The organism is Paenibacillus naphthalenovorans (assembly GCF_001465255.1).
Classification (GTDB): Bacteria; Bacillota; Bacilli; order Paenibacillales; family NBRC-103111; genus Paenibacillus_G; species Paenibacillus_G naphthalenovorans.
Genome location: NZ_CP013652.1, coordinates 691104 through 713480, shown reverse-complemented (window position 1 = coordinate 713480; position 22377 = coordinate 691104). Strand labels below are relative to the sequence as shown.

Sequence of the window (22377 nt, the reverse complement as noted above, 5' to 3'; positions counted from 1 at the left end):
GTTCGTATCTCTATTGTACAGGAGGGTTTCTTGATGTCCTTAACTTATTTATATCAGGACCGGTTCGTTTCAAAAGAAGAACTCCAGATTTCTCCCGAAGACCGCGGTTATTATTTTGGCGATGGGGTCTATGAAGTATTTCGCGTATATCATGGAAGGCTGTATGAAGCCGCGGCTCATTTTGAGCGCTGGGAGAAAAGCGCCGCTGCTTTGAGAATTCCGCTTCCCCTTCCTTCCGGGGAGCTGACGGGACGACTGGAAGAACTGATCCGCATCAACGGCTTGTCCGAGGGTACCGTGTACATGCAGGTGACCCGTGGAGCCGCACCGCGTTCACATCCGTTTCCCGCGGACACCAAGCCGATCCTGATGGCGTATACCACCGAAGCCCGCCGTCCGCTGAACACCATGAAAGAAGGCATCTCGGCCGTGACGATGGAAGACATCCGCTGGCTCCGCTGCGATTTGAAGACATTAAATCTGCTGCCCAATGTCCTGGCCAAGCAGCATGCGGTGGATCAGGGAGCCGGCGATGTCATTCTGCATCGCAACGGCACCGTAACGGAATGCAGCGCATCCAATATCATGATCGTCAAAGACGGCGCCGTTATTACGCATCCTGCCAACCATCTGATCCTGCACGGCATCACCCGCGCGGTTGTGCTCCGGCTGGCTCAAGGACTCGGCCTCTCCGTTCGGGAAACGCCATTTACATTGAAAGAGCTTCGCGCCGCAGATGAAGTTTTCATCACGGGTACGACCGTGGAAGTCACTCCTGTCATCTCCGTCGACGGCGTCCCCGTAGCCGACGGCCGTCCGGGAGAGATCACCCGCAGGCTGCAAAACGAGTTTGAGAAGACGATTTCGTTCTAGTCCATCACATTACAGTATCCCCTGTACCAAAGTGCCTTACGCCGCCGCACAGTACCTGCCGTGCGGCTTTTGACCGTTGGCCGGCGGATCAGCCGAAAATGCGGGATTGACAGATAAACCGTCCAGACGGTACAGTGTTTTTTATGGACGATGCTCCGGTCTGCTTGCAGGTGTCACTCTACATCCGGAGCCGCTCCTAGAGAAGCTTCAGGAGCCGGATCAGATTTGGCGGCGCAGCAGGCTTAACGAAGGAGGAACGGCATTGAAAGCTTATTTATTCTTGGCCTTGGCGATTGGATTTGAACTGTTCGGCACTTCCATGCTGAAAGCATCCGGGGGGTTTACCAAATTACTTCCCAGTATTGGCGTCATCATCGGTTTTTCGGCGGCCTTCTATTTACTTTCTTTATCCCTGCAGCAAATCCCCTTGGGCATCGCTTATGCTATTTGGTCCGGAGTCGGTACGGCCGCCACTGCGCTCATCGGCTTTCTGGTTTGGAAAGAAAAATTGAGCTTAAACACAGTGGTTGGAGTCTTGCTTATTATTGCGGGAGTGATTGTATTAAATCTGAGAACCGTCAAATCCTGATGCTGCCGGCATGTTGGTCTTGTTGATCATGGTCTGTCACAGCTTCGTGGCCAAAACGAAAAAACCGGAGACCGCTATCTCCGGAGATTCCACTCTGAATTGCCGTACTTCTCAACCCTTAACCGTTCGACGAGCTCCTGTTCATAGGCCGTCAGTTCTGCCGGGACCAGCCGAATCCCCAGCCCTTCTTCAATGCCTGCCAGGAAAGCCTCTTCCACCTCGGTCAATGTCACCCTCGGCAGACCCGCTCCGCCGCGCACTTCATTAATCGCAACCGCCTTCTTTAAAAACTGCTGCTTCATCCGCTCCATCACGCGCTCGCTGGAGAAGCGCAGCAATCTGAACAACTGATCCGCATCGAGATCCAGAAGAATCGAGCCGTGCTGAAGCACAACGCCTTTCTGCCGGGTTTGCGCGCTCCCGGCCACCTTCCTTCCCTCTACGACAAGCTCGTACCAGGACGGAGAATCGAAGCAGGCAGCCGAACCCATGGATGCGTACTTCTCCTTGTCTTCTTCATTCTCCAGCTGGACCATCTCCGCCGACAACCCAAGCTTGCGAAACCCGAGCAGCAGCCCTTCGCTGAGCACACGGTACGCCTCGGTGACGCTCCGCGGAATGCCGGGATAGCTTTCCGACACGATCATGCTGTACGTCAGCTCCTTATCGTGAAGCACGGCGCGCCCTCCGGTCGCCCTCCGGACAAAGCCGATGCCTTCCTGCTCCAGCGCGTCGAAATTCACCTCGCTTAAAGCTTTCTGAAAAAAACCGACCGACAGCGTTGCGGGATCCCATCCATAAAACCTGACGGTTGGAGCAACCAGGCCCTCGCTATGTGCCGTCAGAATCGCTTCATCCACAGCCATATTGTAATCCGGCGCGCCAAAGCCCGAACGGATAAACCGCCATTCTCTGTTCATCTATATCACCATTCCTTTACTGTACGTCAGCCCGCCATGTTCACAGCGTGTCTTAATGCCATACGCGCAGAAATCGCCGTCGCAATTACGCTGTTACCCCATCATAAAACATTACCGTACGGTTTGAAAGCCCCTAATTTGTACATACTAAAAATTAACTTTAGGCCTTGTCTATACTTTCTGAATCACCAAAAAAGGAGCGCGTGAGAATGCAACCAACCGAGCGAAAAGAGCACGTGCGGCAGCTGAATGAACATGTAGAGCTCCATTACGACAGAGAATGGTTTGAGCAGTTGCATGAGAGGGCGCTGCACAACGGCCCCTGGGATGACCCCGTCATGTTCAGGCTCGCCCTCGAGGCCGAGCAGGCCGGACTCATCCGCAGCTTCGACGAGCTTCAATGCCTGACCCATCTGCCGAGCCTCGTTCCGATGGAGCATCAAATCGAAACCGCCAAAAAAGTGCTGACCGAAATGCGGGGACGGGCCATTCTTGCCGATGAAGTAGGGCTTGGCAAAACCATTGAGGCGGGACTCATCCTCAAGGAGTACATGATCCGGGGCCTGGTTCAAAAAGTGCTCATTCTCGTTCCCGCTTCTTTGGTGCTGCAATGGGTCCGGGAGCTGAATCAAAAGTTCGGGATCCCCGCAGTGGCGCAAAAGAAAGAATATATGTGGGTGCAAAACGATATTGTCGTCGCCTCGATGGATACCGCTAAGCGCGATCCGCACCGGGACATCGTGCTTGGCATTGAATACGATATGCTGATCGTCGACGAAGCGCACAAGCTGAAAAACAAAAAAACAACCAACTACCGTTTTATCAACGAGCTGCGTAAAAAATACTGCCTTCTGCTGACAGCAACGCCGGTTCAGAACGATCTCAAGGAGCTGTACAACCTGATTACGCTGCTAAAGCCGGGTCAGCTTGGCGGACAAGGCAGCTTCCAGTCCAATTATGTCGTCGGCAAACGCATCCCCAAGAACGAGGACCAGCTCCAGCAGGAGCTGAGCAAGGTCATGATCCGCAACCGCCGAAGCGACGGCAACGTAAGCTTCACCAAACGGATTGTGCGCAATATTCCGCTCCAGTTATCGGACGAGGAGCAGGCGCTGTACGATGGAGTAACCGATTTCGTCAAAACACGCTATCAGGAGTCCGGGGGCGATATCGGCAGCATGCTCTCCCTTGTCACGCTGCAGCGTGAAGTATGCTCCAGCCGGGATGCCGTCTTTATTACGCTGGTCAACATGTTCAAAAAAACCGATGAAAACTCACCCCTCCGGCAGCGGATTTGGGAGCTTGTGGAGAAAATCCGCGGCGTCAAAGCCAATACGAAAGCCGAAAAGGTATTGGAGCTCATCGAGTCCATTAACGATAAAACGATTATTTTCACAGAGTACCGCGCATCCCAGGAATATTTGCTGCAGTATTTAAAGGAACATAAAATTCCGGCCGTTCCCTACCGAGGTGGGATGAACCGCGGCAAAAAGGATTGGATGATGGACTTGTTCCGGGGACGCGCCCAAGTGCTTATTGCCACGGAGGCCGGGGGAGAAGGAATCAACCTTCAATTTTGCCATCACATGATCAATTTCGATTTGCCGTGGAATCCTATGCGGGTCGAGCAGCGGATCGGCCGTGTGCACCGGCTCGGACAGAAGGAAGATGTCAAAATCTACAATTTGTCGACGCTCGGGACGATCGAAGAGCATATTCTCTCCCTGCTGCATGAGAAAATTAACATGTTTGAGCTGGTGATCGGTCAGCTGGATACGATTTTGGAACGGTTTGAGCAAAAAACATCCTTAGAGTCGCATCTGGCCAAAATGATCCTCACCTCCAACAGCAAGGACGAAATCCGCCGGCAGCTCGATGATCTGGGCAGGTCGTTCACGGTGGTGAAATCCCAGGTGGAGCAAGAATTAAACGAATCGGCGGGGCTTTCGAATCCGGTGAATTCCTCCCTGCACACGGTTAGAGTCCAGCAATACGGCAGCGGGGAGGTGCAGCCATAAGCATGAATGCGCAGGAAATCCAGTTCTACGTTTTGCGCTATTTGGAGGCCGAGCAGTGTGACATTCTCGAAAAGCATCCCGCCTACATCACCGTCAAGCTGTCCCCTTCCGCCGACAAAGCTTTAACGCAGCGGCCGTATTATTGGAGCTTTGTGGAACGGACCGGGGCCGTACCGGAAACCATGACCTGCACGTTCATTTTTGATCCCGAAGCCTATCGGGAGCTTCATCCGCAGCAGGGATCGCAAAATGTGCCGGCCGCTCCTGCGGTACAGCCTGCAGCTCAACCCGGTACGCCGCAGCCTCAAGGCGACAGTATTCTGGGCCGCTACTTCGGCTTCGTGCCCACGGTCTTCACTGCCCGCGTTCCTCGCGACGAGCTGACCTACGGCAGCCGCCGGCTCGAACAGATCTTCTCCGCCGTCCGCGGTAAAGGCCGGTTCGTGAGGCTGTTCGAGCAGTACGCGCCGGAGCAGCCCAAGCAAGCGGCGACGATCCCTTACGAAACATGGCTTGGCGTCAACTACAAAGTGGAATTCGCCTGCGACATGAAGCGCAGTGAAATCCATTCGTTGGGCATTCAGCTGCAGACCGGTGATATTATCGAGCGGTTCCATGACCGTTTAGCCGGCAAAAAGCTGACTCCGCGACTGCCTGCCCATGTCTATGTCACACCGGACCGGATCACACTCCCCCGGGCGGTGATCTATCTCGAGGATTACTTGGAAAAGAAGATGGCTGAATACGATCACCGATGGGCGCAGGAAGCGCAGCTTCGGCTCAAGGATGAAATGAACCGGGTACGTGCTTATTACGAGCCTCTGCTTCAGGATGCCGGACAGGACGACAAGGCCGAAATTGAAGCGCGGTTTACCGCCCGCCTTCAGGAAGTGGAGTGGCAGTACCGACCGCGCATTCAAATATCCGCCATAAATTGCGGTTTGTTTCATTTTCTTTCCATGCAGGAACCAAACCGGTGACGAACTTCCCCGAACTAAAACAAATTTACGGGAAACTTTTTCAGGCCAAGGCTACAGGTTCTAACAAACTTTTCAGCGCATATGCTTTAAAGTATAAGGCATATTCGCCAAGCGAGCGCATAGTGCCCAATGAACCGACTCTCAAGTGAAGCAGGTGTATGGATAAGATGAATAAGCTTCTTTACTATCTGACGTCACTGCTCCTTAGTACAAGCCTGCTTGCTGCGGCAACATTGGATTCATGGCCCGCTGACGCCGTGCAGGCAGCGCCGCAGGAGCCGGCCGTTCAGACGCTGCAGGTGCAGCCGGCCATACAGCGTGATCTTTCAGCCCCATCCCTTCAGAACGCGGTGGACCGTATCATCCGGGAGCTGGCGTCCCAACAAGGGTTCGAGCAATGGAAACAAGGCGCTTGGACAACCTATCCGCTCGGACCGGGAACACACGGATGGATTGTCATGATTACGGTGGACGGGCAGGAAGCCGGCTATCTGGTCGTTCAAGCCTCCGGACAGGATACATACCGTTTGATCGAATACGGCAAAGGCCCTTACCCGCTTTTCAGCATGCAGACGCTGTCCCGCAGTCTGGTACGGCTTGACATTATCGAATATCCTTATCACTTGGAACGTATATATTATAATCCTCTTGAGGCGCTCTGGAAGGTCACGGCACCGCAGGCGGACCGGGTTTGGTATATCGACGCCAAATCCGGCGAAGAGCTGCCGTTGACCAACGACAGCCAACTGCCCGCGGCCGATTCAGGCCTGTTGGTGAAACCGCTCCCGGTCACCGATTCGGATGCTTTGAATACTATAATAGCAGCCGGTCAAACGGAGCCTTCGGAAGCCTATGAACGGCTTCCCTGGGTGAAGAACAAGCCGGAGACGCTCGTTCGCTTCGAGCTGCTGCAGAAGTGGATCGATCAAGGACGCAAGCCCATTTTCGCAGCCGAGCTATATGGCGGCAGGGTCCACGTGCCATTGCCTGTAACCGGTTATCAGGCTTGGTCCGGCGGCGAGAGCTACGTGGGGGTTCGACAGGATGACGATCGCTATCTCCCCCTCCATACGATCAATCCGCTTGGCGGATTTTATCCCTAACGGTTTTTCTCCTCTCTTCCTTATATAGAAAAGCTTCCTTCTTCATGGGCGGCATGGTGCATCAGTGCATCAGGTATCAGGCCGCTATGGAACCCAGAAGCTTTTCTTTTTTTTGTTCAGGCCATCATTCGCAGAAGAACAGCAATAGGCCTGCCTCCTTCCCGGAGACAGGCCTGCCGCCCAATTCAACTGCGCAACCCAAATGATACCATGCTGCAATCCTTACTTATCCGCGCTTTCGCCGCAGCGGCTCCATCCACATGCGAAGGACAAAAGGAAGCATGCCAAACCATCGGTACTGCCACGGTTCCCGGCCAACCTTTTTGCCGGCTTTGACTTGTTTGCGCACCTCTTTAGGGGTGTCAATATATTTTACGACCTGCTGGGTTACATATTTGACCAGTTCCTCTTTTTTCTCCATGGTTCGATCAGCCTCCTTCCCGTAGTATGGGCAAGCTGCGGCCGCGGCAAACCTTCGGTTACTTGACGGATGATTTATATTTTCTCCGGTGCTTTCAGTCCGATTAAGGAAAGGCCGTTCTTCAATGTAATGCTTACACAGCGGACCAGGGCCAGACGGGCCTGACGGAGTTCCGCGTCTTCCACTTTCAGTATCGGACATTCATGGTAGAAATGATTGAATTTTTGCGCCAGGTCCACCAAATATCGGCTGATAATGGACGGTTCCAACCGGTCCATCGCCTGCTCGATCCGCTCCTTGAACAGGTACAGCTCCCGCAATACGCCTTGGGCTTCGGCATTCGTCAGATGAGCCGCGGCCAGAGCGCCTGCGCCGGCGGCAGCCCCTCCGTCCGCTTCCGCTTTTCTCAGCACACTGCAAGCCCGCGCATGCGTATACTGAACGTAAGGACCGGTCTCCCCATCAAAATTGAGCGCCTCATCCCAGGAAAAGACGATATCTTTAATCCGGTTGTTGCTGAGGTCGTTGAAAATAATGGCGCCAACGCCAACCTCGCGCGCCACCTCATCTTTGTTCTCCATGCCCGGGTTTTTCTCATCGATGATCTCGCGCGTCTTCTCAATCGCCTTGGTCAGAAGCTCCTCAAGATTAACCACGTTGCCTTTGCGTGTAGACAGCTTCGCACCCTCCAGGCTGACTTTACCGAAAGGCACGTGAACAAGCTGCTTTGCCCAGTCATAACCCATCAGCTCAATCACCTTGAACCACTGCTTGAAGTGAAGACTTTGTCCGGCATCCGTAACATAGATCGCTTTGTCGAAATCATATGTGTTTTTACGATAAATGGCCGCTGTAACGTCACGCGTATGGTACAGCGTGCCTCCGTCTTTCTTCACCATCAGCGCCGGAGGCATCTGATAATCGTCCAAACGGACCAGGAGAGCCCCATCGTCTTCCTCGAGCAGCTGCTTTGCTTTCAGCTCTTCCAGGACGGCCGCCATCTTGTCGTTGTAGAAGCTCTCGCCCGCATAAGAATCAAACGTAACGCCGAGCAGATCGTACATCTTCTGAAATTCTTTCAAGCTAATGTCCACGAACCAGCGCCAAAGCTTCAGTGCCTCTTCGTCTCCCTGCTCCAGCTTGACGAACCACCCGCGCGCCTCATCCTCCAGCTCCGGATGGATGTCCGCCTCATCGTGGAATTTCACATATAACCTCTGCAGCTCGCCTATGCCGTCGGCTTCTACCGCCTCCCGGTTGCCCCAAAGCTTATACGCGACGATCAGTTTGCCGAACTGCGTTCCCCAATCGCCCAGATGATTGACGCCTACGCTGTTGTAGCCCATGAACTTGAAAATGCGATACAGCGCATTGCCGATCACGGTAGAGCGCAAATGGCCGATATGGAAGGTTTTGGCGATATTCGGCGAAGAGAAATCGATGACGACGCTGCGGCCTTGCCCGATATCTTGAGCGCCGTACCGGTCGCCCTGAGTCAGCACTTCGTTTACGACCTGCGAAGCGAACTGCTCCGGAACCAGGTATACGTTAAAATAACCGGATACCGCATCGATACGGCTGACCAAGGCATGTCCGCTCCAACCCGCTTTCAGTTCCTCGGCAATCGCCTGGGGCGCCTTTCTCAACTGCTTGCTCAGCTTAAAGCACGGCAGCGATAAATCTCCCATTTGCGGATTGGGCGGGTATTCGATAAGCTCCGCCAGCGTTTCCCGGGATACGCCCTCAAGCTTACCGGCCAATTGCTCCGCAAGCCATTGTTTATAATTCATGACAAGTCATGCTCCTTTCATTCCGTTGAACGCTGCGGCAACCGCATGGTACCCCTTGATGCAACAAAGCACCCCTTAAGGGGTGCCTCCATTCGGGGCATTATGCGAAAATTGCCAGCCTTTGCATACCATCCATTATATCGGCACGCAAAATACGAGTCAAGCGCGATTATGGCGAAACCATGCGCTTTTATTGCCATCACTTCCCTCGCCTGCCCATGCATATCTAATCATTTTCTTCATCAAAATATATGGTGAACCTATGCTGAATTTACAGGAGGAATCATTTCATGGCTTTAGTTCCATTTGAGCCGTTCCGGCGTATTGATCATTTGAAAAAGGAAATGGACCGTTTTTTTAATGAGGGGCTGCCTGCCGCATTCGGATTTAATCAGGAATTCGGCGCACCGCGGATTGACGTTCACGAAACGGAGAATGAGGTTATCGCCCATTGCGAAATTGCCGGCCTGGACAAAAAAGAAGACGTAGACATTCAGGTCGAGCCTCATAATTTGACGATTTCCGGGACCATCAACAGGTTCAATGAAGTCAAGGAAGAGCAGTTTCACCGCAAGGAGCGTTTCACCGGACGCTTCCACCGGTCCATAGCCCTGCCCGCAGAGGTGATGGAGGAAGGAACCACGGCATCGTACAAGAACGGCATTCTTGAAGTGCGGATGCCCAAAGCGCCAAAGGAAACGCGCCGCCGAATCGACGTGCAGTTTCACTAAAGCTTGACGTTAACCAAACGGACCCCGATGCATTGGCATGGGGTCCGTTTGTTGAGCTACAGCATTTTTTGCATCAGCACCACATCCAGCAGCCGCCCGAATTTAAAGCCGACCTCCCGCATGGTGCCCACCATTTCGAATCCGAACACGCGGTGGATATGAATGCTGTTGTCGTTGCCTTCCGTGATGCGGGAGAGCACCGTATGCAATCCGGCGGTCTTCCCTTCCCGCAGAATCGCTTCCAGCATCGTCTTGCCAAGCCCATGCCCGCGGTACCCGTCCCGAATGTATAAGGAAAGCTCGGCCGTACGAGCATAGGCGAGCCGGTCTGAGTAACGGTTGAGCGACGCCCAGCCGGTTACCAGACCGTTATCCTCTGCTACAAGAACCGGATAAGATTTCCCATGCTGCTCAAACCACTGCTCCTGCTGTTCCATGGTTCTGGGAACCGTATCAAACGTAACCACCGTATGAAGAACCGCGTCGTTGTATATGTCCAGAATAGATGGGAGATCCGCTGCAACTGCCTGCCTTATGTTCATTTGGAGCTTTCCTTTCCTCTCAAAGGCTTTTTGACATCAGGTAACTTTTACATAAAATCATTCCTCCTCAGAATATCATGACCCTCTGAATGAATTCCAGCCTGTTTTTACATTTAATTTTCCTTTTCCGGACCAAAGGGGTACTGCAGAAATTCACGGAAAATCTGATCCGATTGCCGCGTTAAGCTTTCCAGCTGCAGGGCATCCAAATAGATCACTCTGCCTGTTCGGCAATCCTGTATTTTCAGTCGATGGGAGTTCCCATTGGAATCTATTTCAACCATAACGCTTGCAAACTCGTTTGTTATTCTCATAGATTACCCCCTGGAGCTGTGAATGAGCCGCTAGAAAAAAATCGAAATGGCCCGCGGCAAAATTCGTTGGTCAAGAAAGATGGAACGATTGGAAATTTTCCACTTATCGCCATAACGATCCAAAGTATCCTCGCGCCGCCCCACAAAAAAACTCTCTTCATTGTCGCGCCTGGATTGGAAAATAATAAAGTTTGAAAGGACAAGCAATTTTTGATTGTTATGATTCTCTTTAATAAGAATATTCGTCACCAGTCTTCTTGTCCTCGATCTAGGTTGTTCCGCATGCGCCAATCGGGTTTGCAATCTTTCGTAGCGTTTATGCAAAAATGGCTTATCGTCCTCGATGAGATGCCACTCCTGTTTTAAAGGTGACTGCTTCTGATCAACATCCCTTGTTTCGGTGGTTGGCATCCAATAACGGGCGTCATCTGTAAATAAATCCAACCAACCTTCAAAATCACTTTGATCCAGCAAGTGAGCTTCGTGATAAAGAAATAATTCAATCTCCTTATGAAGTTCCAAGTGGTTATTCATGGAAAATCCCTTCCTCCTTCATAAGCTTTAGCCAGTACCGATAAAAATTCCTTTGATTTTGTTCGGAATAATGCCGGCCAAGATGTCCCGGCAAACCTGGTACTTTGATTTCCCCCTCATGACGGATACCCATCGAATAATTAAAGTGATGCTGCCTCGAAACGTACGGCTTGGTGGACTCGGTAATTTGTTCAAAGTTTGATCCGTCATCGGCGGCAAATAAACCGGCCGGAGCATTTTCCCGTTGTGAGAAAATTCTCGCGAATTGTTTGGCTTGATCAGGCGCCTCACTGTCATACAAACTGATCTGCCATAATTCAACTTCATCTGTTCCTTTAGGATGCCATTGGAAAATATGAATACCTCGGAAGCAGCCAAAGGTAAGAAAGGTTAGATTCGGGAATATCAGAATTTGCCCGATTTGGTGTAAATTCGCCTGCTCGGGACTAAGCCGTTCTTTAAGTCTTTGGTCAATCTGTTCAACGTACTGTTCTGCTTCAGGTCCAATTTGTTTCGCAATGGCCCGATCCAATTCCAGACCCACCCCAAATTTGGGTATATCGCCTACGCTATGACCATGATCACAATAGGCGTTGTACTCTCCCAATTGATCATAAGGCGGCATAAAGCCAATTTTGAAAGCGGATCCATGAGTGTACAGCACGTGATAATCGTCACCAAAGTTTTCGGTGCAAATTTTCCAATTGGTTTTAATTTTTTGTTTCATGATGGGACCTGCCACTTCAAATTCGCCTAAAGCTCTTTCGAAGGCAGTGTCCAAATACCAGAGCAGATCTTTACCAAAGTACTCCTTTAGCGGGAGCGCGTTCGGGTCCCAATTGGCAAAAATAAAACCTTTATACGATTCAACCCGTGGAACGGTGATTAGACCGTTTTTCGATTTATCCAGTTCGCCGTAATATGCATATTGGAGTTCGGGTACGCCGATCAAATTTCCGTTGTTTTCAAAGGTCCAACCATGATACGGACAACGGAAAAATTTTGAGTTTCCTGCATCTACACTGCAAACCTTCATCCCCCGGTGGGGACAGGAATTTAAGAATACATGGATTTTGCCTGTACCATCCCTGGTTACGATAACCGGATCTTCAGCCATATAGTTGGTGATGTAATCGCCAGGATGTTTAATTTGGCTTTCATGGGCAACGAAAAGCCATGTCTTGGTGAAGATCTTCGCCATTTCATCCTGATAAATCTCCGGATCATAATTCACTTTACGACTAATTGAACCCGTTTCCAGATTGACATAATGATCCAACAATTTCATTTACCATTCCCCTTCCTCTTCATGCGTGAATCAGATTGGAATCATGAAATCAGCCGCTCTCCTCTTTTACGAGGTACGCTACTCTGACTACATGCTGCTCCATTAATTGTTTGGCCAGGGTGGAATTACCGTCTTTCAAACTATGGAATATCATTCGGTGCTCAAGCAACGACCGGGCCATCCGATGTTCTTTAAACACTTTATCCAGGGCGGCTGCGTACTCGAAAAAATCCCAATGTTCTTCCACCAAGCCTTGAATATAAGATAAACCCGAGGCTTCGTGAATGATCCTGTGAAAATCCCGATTCAAATTCGCATAATCGACAATGGATATTCCGGGTTCCTCCATGCGTCTAAGCACGGCATCTATCATATCCAGCTGCGTCTTCTCGATTTTGCGCGCGGCCCATTCAACCATTAATGCCTCCAACGAGCCTCGCATCAAAAGTCGTTCAAACAATTCGCTCGAGGTAGGTCTGCGGACAAAAGCTCCTACTTGTGGAATAATAGAAAGAAAGCCTTCCCGTTCCAGGCGTGAGATAGCCTCCAGTACCGGAGTACGGCTCATATTCAGCACCTGACAAATCTCGTTGACGTTGATCGCAGAGCCTATATCCCACTCACGGTCAAGAATGCGATTTTTTATATACATATAGGCATTATCTTTCTTCAGATCTGCCACTCCTTTTTCTACGGGAGTGATTGTCATGGCTATAACAAACCCAACCAGCTCTCGCTTAAAATTCACCTTTAAAGAAATCCGTCACCAGCTTTGTAAAACTCTCTTTTCGCTCCAACTGCGCCCAGTGACCGCAACGATCAAACACGTGAAGCTGTACGTTCGGTAAATGCTGCAGCATATAAACGCTGGAGTCTACGGATACAAAACGATCGTCCCTGCCATGAACAAGCAGAAACGGCATATTCATGCGTCTAAGAGCTGACGGCGGTACAATAACCTCAGCAGGCGACGTTGAAAACATCGATTCATAAGATCTGCGAACCTCTGGCCGCATGACTTCTTCAAAACGCTCCTGAACGATTTGATTTAATTTGTCGCCAATTATATTTTCGTCGTATACGAACCACTTCAGCAAATTTCCAAGCGCAGCAGGAGTCGGATCCTTATAAAAATTCAACATGCGAATCACTTCCGGCGTCGGAGTAGACGGCGCGCCGGCGCTCCCCATTAAAACCACACTCTGGAAGCGCTCAGGCGCTGTCATGACAAGATGAAGCGCGAGAGCCCCGCCCATGGAATTTCCCACCAAGTGTGCCTTGGCAATATCAAGTTCATCCATCAATGTCAGAATTTGCTCTACCCTTAGACGCATCCATCCCATCAACCCGCCTTGCGGCACAGGATCTGGATGATCCGTATTGCCGTAACCTGCCAAATCAGGAGCGACAACGCGATAAGATCCAGAAAAACCGGGAAGCACATCCCTCCAGTTGGATTCCGCAGTTACTCCTGGACCTCCGCCATGGAGAAAGATGACCGTCTCGGAGTTCTGTTCTCCCGACTCACAAAGATAAGTTGAGTATGAACCCGTCTTTATTTTGCGTATATTCATGTTTACCATGTTCGTTTTCCTCTCTCCTCAATAATAGTCATCATCGGAAATGATTAAACTTAAGCCTCCGTTGTTTCATCCATGGCATGACCATGACCCGGAGTATATTCCGGCCCCCACCATTGAAGAGCCACCCCAAATTCCTCCTGTCCCCATTCAACGGGTTCCCAATCCGGATCAAAAATCAAATATCCGTTGCTGAACAATTCCACCCTGTGTCCGCTTCCGGGATCTCTCACATACGCACAGACCGCTTGGCTAATCCCATGCTTTGCCGGACCAAGGTCTATCTGAATCCCGTTTTCCCGCAGGATGTCGAGCGCTCGAAGTACGTCCTGCGCATTATCCAACCAATAGGCAATATGATGGAATCGAGCCGGAGTCTCAGGGTCATGCGCCCCCATCATCGCTACATCATGAACTAGCTGCGTAACGCTCATCCAGCCTCCGATCACCTTCCCGTTATTCAGCTTTACGTATTCGCGCATCTTAAAACCGAGCTGTTCCGACAACCATTGGTGAACCGATCCCGGGTCATGTGAAGTCCAGAGATTCACATGGTCAATTCTGCGCGGCGATATCCCGCGAGCCCATGATTTGTGCGTTTGATTCTTCAGGCCGGAACGTTCTCCTTGGGGAGCCTTCGGTTTCTCCACTTCATAATAAATCTCAAACGTGTGCTGGCTGGGGAGTTTAAATTGAATCGCTTTCCCCTGTCCGGCTTCCCGCCCCGCCTCAATCCATTGAATCTTTGTACCCGCCGCTTCTAACTGTACAGCGAATTTCTCTACATCCTCTGCTCTTTTGGCACGCCAACCTATATGGTCTACGACCGCACGATCCCCTTGCTTCAAGACAAGACTATGATGTTCGAATTCCCCGCAAGCCCGTAAATAAACTGCGCCTCCCGCACGCTCAATCTCTTCCAATCCCAACACTTCTTTAAAGAACCATAATGACTTCTGCAAATCAGGGGTAACCAATGAAACATGGCCAAGCTTTGCAATTTCCGGAACTAACATTTTAACACCTCCGTAATAGGTTGAAATCAATCATATAATCGGGAATGAAAGCGCTTTATTTTTTGATTTAATGAAATACTAACATTTTAACACCGGTGATGTCAATACCTGTAAAAAATATATATCCAGCGGATGCAGCCTGATATTATTCGTGTTGTCGGAGTCAAGCTAACCCCCAATGCCTCGAAGAATGCAGCGAGAAATTAAAAAGACAGAAAAAATGCTCCGCATGCCATAACCGGACGAATGCGAAGCTGTAAAATGAAGTTCCAGTTGACCGCTTTCCCAAAAAATCACTTTATAGATGGGTTGGATGCGGATGTACGCAAATAAGCCCCCCAGACAAAGTCTGAAGGGCTTATTTGTATGTATGGATGCGGACGAGAGGACAAAGCGAGTTGTGGGAGCGTCTTGCGCTTCACGCTAACGCTGCGATCCGCCAATGTATTGAACTGCAGTGCAATCGCACTTCGACCGCGCACAGGCTGGCGCTTACATCCAGCGGCATATGGCTTACCGCCGGTGCGGAGCATGATATCTTTTCGGATGGTGCGATCGACGAGGTTTATCGTTTCTCCAGTGGTGCTTGCCCGGCCAACAAGGTATGTACACACTGTCTGATCTACGGCACCAGCAAGACAAATTACACCGTCAACCGCCGACACTACGCGTTAGCAGTAACATGAATCATACAAAAAGTGAATAGTTTTGGCTCTTCGCGCTACTGGGTAGATAACGAAGCAAATCATAGTTTCATAACCCTTCTAATCTGCGGTATTTCAATTCACGCATCCGCATGGGATGCGACTGACGGCGTAAACTGCGAGTTGGCCGCCGGTCTAATTTCAATCCACGCATCCGCATGGGATGCGACTCAGACCTTCCTTCATGTTGACTTCTACGCCTGATTTCAATCCACGCATCCGCATGGGATGCGACGACAACGTGGGTGCCTATCTGACAAAGTACATGATATTTCAATCCACGCATCCGCATGGGATGCGACCCGGTATGGGATAGAGGTAATTTCCTGCCACGGTAATTTCAATCCACGCATCCGCATGGGATGCGACTTTTAAACCCATTATAGCCTACTGTTTTGTTAGTAATTTCAATCCACGCATCCGCATGGGATGCGACCTAACTCCCGATTGATTATGTCCAAGTCCTGGGGAATTTCAATCCACGCATCCGCATGGGATGCGACTCGAGCATGTGGGCTAAAACTAGCAGGAGGGGAAAAATTTCAATCCACGCATCCGCATGGGATGCGACTTAAGGCTGAAACGGTGTTCCTGTAACTTTGTCATTTCAATCCACGCATCCGCATGGGATGCGACGTCAAGTTTTTTACGCAAATCATTTTTTATTTTAGATTTCAATCCACGCATCCGCATGGGATGCGACTGGATTCTTTTTGTGTATCGCTGCCGATGTATATATTTCAATCCACGCATCCGCATGGGATGCGACGTGCCAGCCGACTCCCCGTACAACACTTGGACGATTTCAATCCACGCATCCGCATGGGATGCGACTTGTCCTGGACGTTAAGGGTGCGCAGCCCGTCGCTATTTCAATCCACGCATCCGCATGGGATGCGACAAAACCTTCAGCTTTTCGTTATGCAGCTGCTGCCGATTTCAATCCACGCATCCGCATGGGATGCGACTGTTTTATTCAAGAAAGGCGCTCAAAAGGGTGGAATTTCAATCCACGCATCCGCATGGGATGCGACAAGTCCATTGTTGATTTTGCTGTTTACCGAAAAGAATTTCAATCCACGCATCCGCATGGGATGCGACAGCGATTTTTGATTCAAATATGCCTGAAACTCCATTTTTATGATCAAAAATACGCGTAAATCAATGAATTTCTGAAATAATATGGATAAAACTGTAAACAAAATGGGAGGTTTTAACCATTTTCCCGGTGCGAATGTCCCCGGAAAACCTTGTGCACTACACATTCGCACTATAAAATTAGAAGGCCTTCTAAATCAAAAGACTCTTTCACACCAATATGTTCTACCTTGCTCTTGTAATTATGGCCCAACTGATAGAATCTGAGGCTGTCTTGTTCTTGATCAATAATATCAAGGAGCTTTAATTTTAAAACAGCAAATTGAGTGGCGTCGACAACGCACTCAAATACTGAATTTTGTACACGCTGGCCGTAATTCTGGCATATTTTCGATACCTGACGCAGTCTTCTTCGCCCTGAACTGCTAACTGTGCTTACATCATACGTAACCAATACCAGCAGCCCGATCACCTACTTTCACAATTTTCAATCCATGCGTCCGCTTGAGATGCGACGGAAACAGGTTTCAAAATATGCCTCATCTACTTCCATAAGAAAGGCGGGTACTCATCTAAATCATTGCGCAAATAACGGGCTAATAGTAGGGCTTGCGCATGCGGTACCAATCCCCAGGAGATTTTCTCACCGAGATAGGGGTGCGTGATCTTCTCTTGCTTCTTACTTTGCCATGCGGTTAGAAACTTCTTTCTCGCCTCATCCCTCATCATAACAGCACCGTTCTCTTTTTTCAAAAAATCCTCATTACTAACCATTTTCTTGTTAATTAATGACAACACAAATTTATCGGCATAGACACCTCGCAGCTCCTCCATCACATCCAGCGCCAGGGAAGCGCGTCCCGGCCGGTCTTGATGCAGAAATCCCACATATGCATCCAGCCCGACACCTTCCAGTGCGGATGCCACATCAATCGCTAACAGAGAATAGGCGAATGACAGCATCGCATTCACGTTATCCAACGGTGGCCTGCGGGAACGCGAGTGAAAGTAGAAATCCTCTTTTTGCTGCAATATCATCGAGTCAAATAGTTTATTGTAGCTAACTGCAGCTTGACCTTCCAACCCTCTTAATCGTTCCAAATCTTCACACGCCCTTACATCCAGCATGATAGCGGATAACTGCTGTGAAATCGCTTTGAACCGGGCAACATCGATGCGTAAAGGATAATCTCTGGTCATTCTCTCAATAATCCATTTGTGATTATAAATCTTGCCGACAATAAAATTACGCGCTATCTTCGCCGAAAGGACCTCATCTTCCGATATGGCATATTGTTTCTTTCTCAGGACGACATTGCCCTTGCTTTCCCCAATCACTCTGGCAAGGAATCTACCGTTCATAGTAAAAAATACTAATGAGATATTGCGCTCCGCGCAATATCCCATAAGTGCCGGACTTGCACCTGTGTAACCAAAAGCGATAATGGATTCCAGGTTGTGAAGCGGCAGTCTGCCCAGCTTCTCCTGTTCCTTAAGCAGAATAATGTTATCTCCGTCGAGTGACAAATAAACATCGGGCTGCGTAATAAATAGCGTATTAAGCAGCTTTTTCATTCACCGATTCTCCCTTCAACATAACTTTTAACGGTCCGTTTACTCATGAGCTCCGGCAAGCAAATATGTTGAAGGGAACAGCTTCGGCAGAAAGACCCCGTTTTTACTTTAGGCGTATGCCTGCGCTTATAGTAGTCTTGCATTTCAGCAACAACAAGCCTCACTTTGTTTTTAATCGCTGCGGTTAGCGGTACTTCCACCCGATGTTTGATCTCATTATAAAACAAATAGCCTTGATCAATGCCGCACAGCAGCATTTCCTCCAGACAAATGGCTTGTGCAGCCAACTGTAAAATATCCTCATCGTTCAGCTTCGGCTTTCCGCGTTTATATTCAACCGGATAGGCGATGTATTTCCCTTCAGCGCTATTAATTTCAACACCGCTATCGTCCCTTATAAACTCTACTACATCGCAAATACCTGATATTTTAAGGCTCTCCGACTTCACAGGCATCGCGCGAACGACAAGCTTATCACCTCGCTTCTCTCTTACAAACGGCTGATCTGCATTCTGGTGAAGATACTCCCCTTCAATGGTTCTGACGTTCTCTTCCCATTGCTGTTCAATATGAATTAACGCCCACTGCCGTTTGCAAAATTGAAAATGCTGTATGCCGGACAGCATTAAATAATCATCGTCTTCATTATTTCCCATGGATGCTCTCTACTTTTAATCCTTCCAAAGGCTGAACAGTAAACTTGTAATCTGTGAACGACTTGGGTTCTTCGACAAGTTTTTCAATCGTTAGAGACCGATGTACCTTGGCGGAAGAATATTGGCCCAGCTTGGAATTGTGCTCCCACCAATATACCGTGTGGACCTCCATGCTTCCTTCCGGTCTGGCGGATGACGCGTCGTTCTCAAACAAGGTAACGAGCGCTTGCTTCAACTTCTCGGCATCCTGATTCGTAAATCCGGTTTTCTCGGCCAGCTGCGTATTGATGCTGCCATAAAAAACGTAGACACCTGAATCTACGCGATGCTTCATCCCCATCGTATCCGAGCCTTTTGCCGCACCGGGCTCTGAATTGACGCTTTTGGTAATTTGCATGCTGGTGATATCAATAGGGTCAATACTCGTTGCCGTATGAATAGACACTGGACCTCTTACACCGACGGAGACACCAGCTCCCTTATCCGCTTTGAAAGCGAATACTTGGCCAAAGCTTCGGACGTCCAACCATTCCCGGCAAGCAATTCTGGCAAACTCATCACTGGAGCTTGTCTTAGACTTCAGAATTTTCGCCAGCTCGGCATTCGCATCCGCACGCTCTCTTAAGCTGCTATAAGAATCTGATCTGCGATCATTAGATTGGACAAAGATAGATTCGCCCATATCCTGCAGACGATTTCTGATCTTCCGTTTAAGCGCGACATCCGAAATCTCACCATAACCATCATAGTTTTGCCGCGGCCGATTACCATTCAGGGGATCCCCGTTAGGATTAGCCTTGGTTACAGACAATACAACTGCAAAATCAATTTTATGATCTAAAGTAGTCATGTCCATCTCTCCTATTCAATCAGATGCAGCCGCTGCATCATCATTATTTTCTTTCTTCTGATAAAGCTCATGCCGTTGACTATAGAAGCCCAGCAAATATACTTCGGACAATGGTTTATTATTAAATTCGGCAATCGGAATTCGGGAAGCTACCTCGTCAATGATCTTGGATAGATAGGTTCCCTTTGTTCCCAGCCTGGCTTGATACGGCTGCAAGGCATTCTGGATGGTTTTCCAGGTTCTTGCCGGATGCCTGGAAAACGAATTCATATAACGAATGGCATTGGTGGCGCGGGTTTCTTCAGCGCCTAACGCGCGTCTTTCCAAAACATCGGCGACAGCTAACAAGCGGCCGAATAAATAATTGCGGTCATTATTGTCTGTGTCTAATGCCACATTGTATCCCTCCCGTCTGTTGATTAGAGCGCAGGCAATACTCAACGTCTTCTCCCATTCCCATTTTTCCATCGATACGGGGTTTGACGCGCGGTGATAAGCGCTGTTTACAATATCCAACGGAATATCTCGCCCGTCGATAATGCATGGCAGCATCCGCTCCATTACCCCTTTGACCGTCTTGTCGCTCGCACTTGGCCCGTATGCGGCAAGCGCGATATCCTTTGTGGCGGGCGCCCCGTAAAATTGCACATATTCGCCATTGCCATCCTTGCGGTACCGGTGCAGCCACACGCAGGTAGAATGCCATTTCGTAAGCTTGTCCAGATAAAGCTCCTTGTTCAAATTCCGGTAGTACAGCACGGCCATGCGCCCTGTTGTGGCCGAATCCAGAATTAAAATATTCACTTCAGACGAAGACGACAACCGATTTCGATACCCGTCCAACGCTTTGGCAACTTCTACGGCGAACTCTTTATTGGTAAACGATTTTTTCTCTTTAGCGGCAATCGGCGCAGGGGAAATCGAATAAAGATCCTCATTAACTCCCGGAACATCCAAATCGTCGTTACCCCATACAAGAAACACCCGCTGATCAATGGTCTTCCCCTGACGAAGAATGAGCCACTTCAATGCATTATGCGCTTTTTGGGATACGTCATAACTAATGCTTGCCGCTTCTTGGCTTAGATTAAACCGTCCTCGAAACGTAAAACCGCTGGTATCATTGGCCGAAATTAATTTGGCCTTGTCTCCCGCATTTCTAATTTTGTTGGCATGCTTGTCCGTGGCCGGAAGCGTTCTCCCCGAGACGTAACAAAGATCCTCTTTGCCTAACCGACTGCTGTAAAATTGGATGAAAGAATCGTACATCTCCTGATTCTTCCATACTTCCGTTAATATCTTATTAGGCGAATAGACGTTGAACCGAACGAATGCGCTTGCTTGCTCGCCGCTAATAACTGAGAATATAGGCGGCTTTGAGCCATACAGCGCCTCATATTTCTTGTCGTCCCATTTGTCAATAAGGCGGTTATCGGCATCTATAAATAAAATCTTGTGTTCCACTAAATCCTGAATAAGCCGCCCCTTGCTCAAATAATGATAGATGCTCTTCACCTTAGAGGTACCATATGGAGAATTAGCCCAGTCTTCCAGTTGTTTAATGTAGTATGTAAAAGGCTCTTCTTTTTTAATTTCACCGCCATAGGCTGCATAATCTCCCGCTACGTAACTTAATTTATCGTGCAGCGGATAGGGGGCAATCTTGGAGCCTGCTCGGTTCGCAGAATCTTCGGTGCATGGAATTAATGTACTCGCGTCGGATTTGTCAATCACCGTCGCCGAATGAAACTCTCCATCTTCCGTTATCTCCACTTCGATGTGTGCATTCTGCGTTGTATGGGAGACAGGCAGCAGCGTGTACTCTTGATCGTTATGTTTTTTTTCAATCTTGCCAACAAGGTCTAAATTAGCTTCATAGGTTTCATAGAGATTCAAAAGCCAGCTCATGGATTCCCCCCCTCTTCCAATTGTGCGAACAGCTCATCTGCCGATTCGACATTGGCATGATTGAAATGCTTCGGTTCCATGTCCGTAATCACACGAACCTGCGTGCACTGTTCAGGTCTTATAAATTGGATAATTCCATCCTTCATCACCGGATTCCATAGACGCACTTCCAATTGGTTGCGGCCTGTTTCATCCGGATAATTGATGCCATGGACCATATTTCCCAGATGAATATCGCCATAGCCGTCATAAAACCCGTCCCCCTCGCCAAATTCGCAAGGTTCAACGTAAGCCTGACATTCCCTGGCACCGAGGAAAATGTCTCTTCGGCCGCCAGCCTGGAGAGAGCGCTTCATAATGTTGTGATGCTTGTGCTCGTTACGGTCATAAGCCATATCGGGCCGGTTCATGTTGAATTCGAAATGTGCACGCACCTGGTAACGGACATCTCTCAGATACGTATAGTTGGCAAGCGTATTCCCTCCGCTATAATCCATCGGACGAATGCCTTTGGATTCCATACGGATGGGGTTCATGATCCGGACGGCATCGACGATCATTAGGAGCGTCGGTTTCCAGTAAATCGATTCAACAATCCCCTTCAGAGATTGGTAGGTAGGCACTTGGTAGGAAAGTTTCTCCCCGCCAAGCTTAGTCAAAGGATCCGTGAATAACGCATAAGCGCCGTGTACGACAAACTCGATCGAGTTCCTCATCGATTCACCTCCTTCACAGCTTGATATAGTACTTATTTACTATATTTTAATAATATTCCATTTCTTTAATCTTGTAAATTTAACTTTAAGTCATGATATAATAAAAAAACAAAGCGTCTGGATTGAAAAGTATAGTGTGTGATGTGGAAACCTATCCGATCGATCAGATAA

23 protein-coding genes and 1 CRISPR repeat array are annotated in these 22377 nt (G+C 49.3%); of the genes, 7 read left to right on the top strand and 16 right to left on the bottom strand.

What is annotated here, in order from left to right; genetic code table 11:
• Positions 1 to 33 precede the first annotated feature (33 nt).
• Together dat and IJ22_RS03465 are read left to right on the top strand one after the other, a co-directional pair.
• A complete protein-coding gene (dat, locus tag IJ22_RS03470) occupies positions 34 to 873 on the top strand; it encodes a D-amino-acid transaminase (protein ID WP_062407265.1) in 840 nt (279 codons plus the stop codon).
• Between the two features lie 262 nt (positions 874 to 1135).
• Positions 1136 to 1462, top strand: a complete 327-nt coding sequence (locus IJ22_RS03465; RefSeq protein ID WP_054818015.1) for a DMT family transporter — start codon at positions 1136 to 1138, stop codon at positions 1460 to 1462.
• A 74-nt stretch (positions 1463 to 1536) separates the two neighbouring features.
• Here the strand turns inward: IJ22_RS03465 and IJ22_RS03460 are convergent, their stop codons facing one another.
• Entirely contained in the window at positions 1537 to 2382 is an 846-nt protein-coding gene (locus IJ22_RS03460) for a lipoate--protein ligase family protein (protein ID WP_062407264.1), read from the bottom strand.
• Between the two features lie 209 nt (positions 2383 to 2591).
• Here IJ22_RS03460 and IJ22_RS03455 point away from each other — a divergent pair, with 209 nt between their 5' ends.
• The 3 genes from IJ22_RS03455 to IJ22_RS03445 all read left to right on the top strand — a co-directional run bounded on the left by IJ22_RS03455 (position 2592) and on the right by IJ22_RS03445 (position 6483).
• Positions 2592 to 4400 (top strand): DEAD/DEAH box helicase, encoded by a 1809-nt coding sequence (locus IJ22_RS03455; RefSeq protein WP_062407262.1) that lies wholly within the window; start codon positions 2592 to 2594, stop codon positions 4398 to 4400.
• A gap of 2 nt (positions 4401 to 4402) precedes the next feature.
• Positions 4403 to 5380 (top strand): YqhG family protein, encoded by a 978-nt coding sequence (locus IJ22_RS03450; protein WP_062407260.1) that lies wholly within the window; start codon positions 4403 to 4405, stop codon positions 5378 to 5380.
• A 167-nt stretch (positions 5381 to 5547) separates the two neighbouring features.
• Entirely contained in the window at positions 5548 to 6483 is a 936-nt protein-coding gene (locus IJ22_RS03445) for a hypothetical protein (RefSeq protein WP_054818016.1), read from the top strand.
• 226 nt (positions 6484 to 6709) lie between these two features.
• Here IJ22_RS03445 and IJ22_RS03440 read toward each other — a convergent pair whose 3' ends face one another.
• Both IJ22_RS03440 and argS read right to left on the bottom strand, forming a co-directional pair.
• The gene (locus tag IJ22_RS03440) at positions 6710 to 6904 is read right to left on the bottom strand and encodes a YqzE family protein (protein WP_062407258.1); all 195 of its coding nucleotides are present in this window, start codon (positions 6902 to 6904) and stop codon (positions 6710 to 6712) included.
• Positions 6905 to 6978: 74 nt separating this feature from the next.
• On the bottom strand, positions 6979 to 8694 hold the full coding sequence (argS, locus tag IJ22_RS03435; RefSeq protein WP_062407256.1) for an arginine--tRNA ligase: 1716 nt from the start codon (positions 8692 to 8694) through the stop codon (positions 6979 to 6981).
• Between the two features lie 290 nt (positions 8695 to 8984).
• Between argS and IJ22_RS03430 the strand changes: the two genes are divergently transcribed.
• Positions 8985 to 9425, top strand: a complete 441-nt coding sequence (locus IJ22_RS03430) for an Hsp20/alpha crystallin family protein (RefSeq protein ID WP_062407254.1) — start codon at positions 8985 to 8987, stop codon at positions 9423 to 9425.
• 56 nt (positions 9426 to 9481) lie between these two features.
• Here IJ22_RS03430 and IJ22_RS03425 read toward each other — a convergent pair whose 3' ends face one another.
• From IJ22_RS03425 to IJ22_RS03395, 7 genes are all read right to left on the bottom strand, one after another.
• Positions 9482 to 9967, bottom strand: coding sequence for a GNAT family N-acetyltransferase (locus IJ22_RS03425; protein WP_062407253.1), 486 nt, complete (start codon positions 9965 to 9967; stop codon positions 9482 to 9484).
• Between the two features lie 113 nt (positions 9968 to 10080).
• Positions 10081 to 10281 (bottom strand): hypothetical protein, encoded by a 201-nt coding sequence (locus IJ22_RS03420; protein ID WP_054818007.1) that lies wholly within the window; start codon positions 10279 to 10281, stop codon positions 10081 to 10083.
• Between the two features lie 30 nt (positions 10282 to 10311).
• Positions 10312 to 10815 (bottom strand): aromatic-ring-hydroxylating dioxygenase subunit beta, encoded by a 504-nt coding sequence (locus IJ22_RS03415; RefSeq protein WP_062407251.1) that lies wholly within the window; start codon positions 10813 to 10815, stop codon positions 10312 to 10314.
• Positions 10808 to 12103, bottom strand: coding sequence for an aromatic ring-hydroxylating oxygenase subunit alpha (locus tag IJ22_RS03410; protein WP_062407243.1), 1296 nt, complete (start codon positions 12101 to 12103; stop codon positions 10808 to 10810). Before IJ22_RS03410 ends, IJ22_RS03415 begins: the two co-directional genes overlap by 8 nt.
• A 49-nt stretch (positions 12104 to 12152) precedes the next feature.
• Positions 12153 to 12851, bottom strand: a complete 699-nt coding sequence (locus IJ22_RS03405) for a GntR family transcriptional regulator (protein WP_062407241.1) — start codon at positions 12849 to 12851, stop codon at positions 12153 to 12155.
• On the bottom strand, positions 12841 to 13686 hold the full coding sequence (locus tag IJ22_RS03400; RefSeq protein WP_054818009.1) for an alpha/beta fold hydrolase: 846 nt from the start codon (positions 13684 to 13686) through the stop codon (positions 12841 to 12843). The genes IJ22_RS03405 and IJ22_RS03400 overlap by 11 nt, the downstream gene beginning before the upstream one ends.
• Positions 13687 to 13736: 50 nt before the next feature.
• Positions 13737 to 14699 carry a VOC family protein gene (locus tag IJ22_RS03395; protein ID WP_062407240.1) on the bottom strand — a complete coding sequence of 321 codons (963 nt, stop codon included), beginning with the start codon at positions 14697 to 14699 and terminating at the stop codon, positions 13737 to 13739.
• A gap of 374 nt (positions 14700 to 15073) precedes the next feature.
• Here IJ22_RS03395 and IJ22_RS25570 point away from each other — a divergent pair, with 374 nt between their 5' ends.
• The gene (locus IJ22_RS25570; protein ID WP_235594245.1) at positions 15074 to 15385 is read left to right on the top strand and encodes a hypothetical protein; all 312 of its coding nucleotides are present in this window, start codon (positions 15074 to 15076) and stop codon (positions 15383 to 15385) included.
• Positions 15386 to 15475: 90 nt separating this feature from the next.
• Positions 15476 to 16504: direct repeats of the CRISPR family, unit length 32 nt; unit sequence ATTTCAATCCACGCATCCGCATGGGATGCGAC.
• Positions 16505 to 16673: 169 nt separating this feature from the next.
• Here the strand turns inward: IJ22_RS25570 and cas2 are convergent.
• The 6 genes from cas2 to cas5c form a co-directional block, all read right to left on the bottom strand.
• Positions 16674 to 16964 (bottom strand): CRISPR-associated endonuclease Cas2, encoded by a 291-nt coding sequence (gene cas2, locus IJ22_RS03390; RefSeq protein ID WP_054820100.1) that lies wholly within the window; start codon positions 16962 to 16964, stop codon positions 16674 to 16676.
• Between the two features lie 80 nt (positions 16965 to 17044).
• Positions 17045 to 18076, bottom strand: coding sequence for a type I-C CRISPR-associated endonuclease Cas1c (gene cas1c / locus IJ22_RS03385; RefSeq protein ID WP_062407236.1), 1032 nt, complete (start codon positions 18074 to 18076; stop codon positions 17045 to 17047).
• Positions 18073 to 18732, bottom strand: a complete 660-nt coding sequence (gene cas4 / locus IJ22_RS03380; RefSeq protein WP_062407234.1) for a CRISPR-associated protein Cas4 — start codon at positions 18730 to 18732, stop codon at positions 18073 to 18075. The genes cas1c and cas4 overlap by 4 nt, the downstream gene beginning before the upstream one ends.
• Positions 18722 to 19582, bottom strand: a complete 861-nt coding sequence (gene cas7c / locus IJ22_RS03375; protein WP_062407232.1) for a type I-C CRISPR-associated protein Cas7/Csd2 — start codon at positions 19580 to 19582, stop codon at positions 18722 to 18724. Before cas7c ends, cas4 begins: the two co-directional genes overlap by 11 nt.
• 15 nt (positions 19583 to 19597) lie before the next feature.
• Positions 19598 to 21490 (bottom strand): type I-C CRISPR-associated protein Cas8c/Csd1, encoded by a 1893-nt coding sequence (gene cas8c, locus IJ22_RS03370; protein ID WP_062407230.1) that lies wholly within the window; start codon positions 21488 to 21490, stop codon positions 19598 to 19600.
• Positions 21487 to 22206, bottom strand: coding sequence for a type I-C CRISPR-associated protein Cas5c (cas5c, locus tag IJ22_RS03365; RefSeq protein ID WP_054820098.1), 720 nt, complete (start codon positions 22204 to 22206; stop codon positions 21487 to 21489). The genes cas8c and cas5c overlap by 4 nt, the downstream gene beginning before the upstream one ends.
• Positions 22207 to 22377 lie beyond the last annotated feature (171 nt).

What these genes read in the sequence shown, in the direction of transcription:
- dat (WP_062407265.1), top strand. Translation starts at nt 34, where the DNA reads ATGTCCTTAACTTATTTATATCAGGACCGGTTCGTTTCAAAAGAAGAA.
- IJ22_RS03460 (WP_062407264.1), bottom strand. Translation starts at nt 2,382, where the DNA reads ATGAACAGAGAATGGCGGTTTATCCGTTCGGGCTTTGGCGCGCCGGAT.
- IJ22_RS03455 (WP_062407262.1), top strand. Translation starts at nt 2,592, where the DNA reads ATGCAACCAACCGAGCGAAAAGAGCACGTGCGGCAGCTGAATGAACAT.
- IJ22_RS03450 (WP_062407260.1), top strand. Translation starts at nt 4,403, where the DNA reads ATGAATGCGCAGGAAATCCAGTTCTACGTTTTGCGCTATTTGGAGGCC.
- IJ22_RS03445 (WP_054818016.1), top strand. Translation starts at nt 5,548, where the DNA reads ATGAATAAGCTTCTTTACTATCTGACGTCACTGCTCCTTAGTACAAGC.
- IJ22_RS03440 (WP_062407258.1), bottom strand. Translation starts at nt 6,904, where the DNA reads ATGGAGAAAAAAGAGGAACTGGTCAAATATGTAACCCAGCAGGTCGTA.
- argS (WP_062407256.1), bottom strand. Translation starts at nt 8,694, where the DNA reads ATGAATTATAAACAATGGCTTGCGGAGCAATTGGCCGGTAAGCTTGAG.
- IJ22_RS03430 (WP_062407254.1), top strand. Translation starts at nt 8,985, where the DNA reads ATGGCTTTAGTTCCATTTGAGCCGTTCCGGCGTATTGATCATTTGAAA.
- IJ22_RS03425 (WP_062407253.1), bottom strand. Translation starts at nt 9,967, where the DNA reads ATGAACATAAGGCAGGCAGTTGCAGCGGATCTCCCATCTATTCTGGAC.
- IJ22_RS03420 (WP_054818007.1), bottom strand. Translation starts at nt 10,281, where the DNA reads ATGAGAATAACAAACGAGTTTGCAAGCGTTATGGTTGAAATAGATTCC.
- IJ22_RS03415 (WP_062407251.1), bottom strand. Translation starts at nt 10,815, where the DNA reads ATGAATAACCACTTGGAACTTCATAAGGAGATTGAATTATTTCTTTAT.
- IJ22_RS03410 (WP_062407243.1), bottom strand. Translation starts at nt 12,103, where the DNA reads ATGAAATTGTTGGATCATTATGTCAATCTGGAAACGGGTTCAATTAGT.
- IJ22_RS03400 (WP_054818009.1), bottom strand. Translation starts at nt 13,686, where the DNA reads ATGGTAAACATGAATATACGCAAAATAAAGACGGGTTCATACTCAACT.
- IJ22_RS03395 (WP_062407240.1), bottom strand. Translation starts at nt 14,699, where the DNA reads ATGTTAGTTCCGGAAATTGCAAAGCTTGGCCATGTTTCATTGGTTACC.
- IJ22_RS25570 (WP_235594245.1), top strand. Translation starts at nt 15,074, where the DNA reads ATGCGGACGAGAGGACAAAGCGAGTTGTGGGAGCGTCTTGCGCTTCAC.
- cas1c (WP_062407236.1), bottom strand. Translation starts at nt 18,076, where the DNA reads ATGAAAAAGCTGCTTAATACGCTATTTATTACGCAGCCCGATGTTTAT.
- cas4 (WP_062407234.1), bottom strand. Translation starts at nt 18,732, where the DNA reads ATGGGAAATAATGAAGACGATGATTATTTAATGCTGTCCGGCATACAG.
- cas7c (WP_062407232.1), bottom strand. Translation starts at nt 19,582, where the DNA reads ATGACTACTTTAGATCATAAAATTGATTTTGCAGTTGTATTGTCTGTA.
- cas8c (WP_062407230.1), bottom strand. Translation starts at nt 21,490, where the DNA reads ATGAGCTGGCTTTTGAATCTCTATGAAACCTATGAAGCTAATTTAGAC.
- cas5c (WP_054820098.1), bottom strand. Translation starts at nt 22,206, where the DNA reads ATGAGGAACTCGATCGAGTTTGTCGTACACGGCGCTTATGCGTTATTC.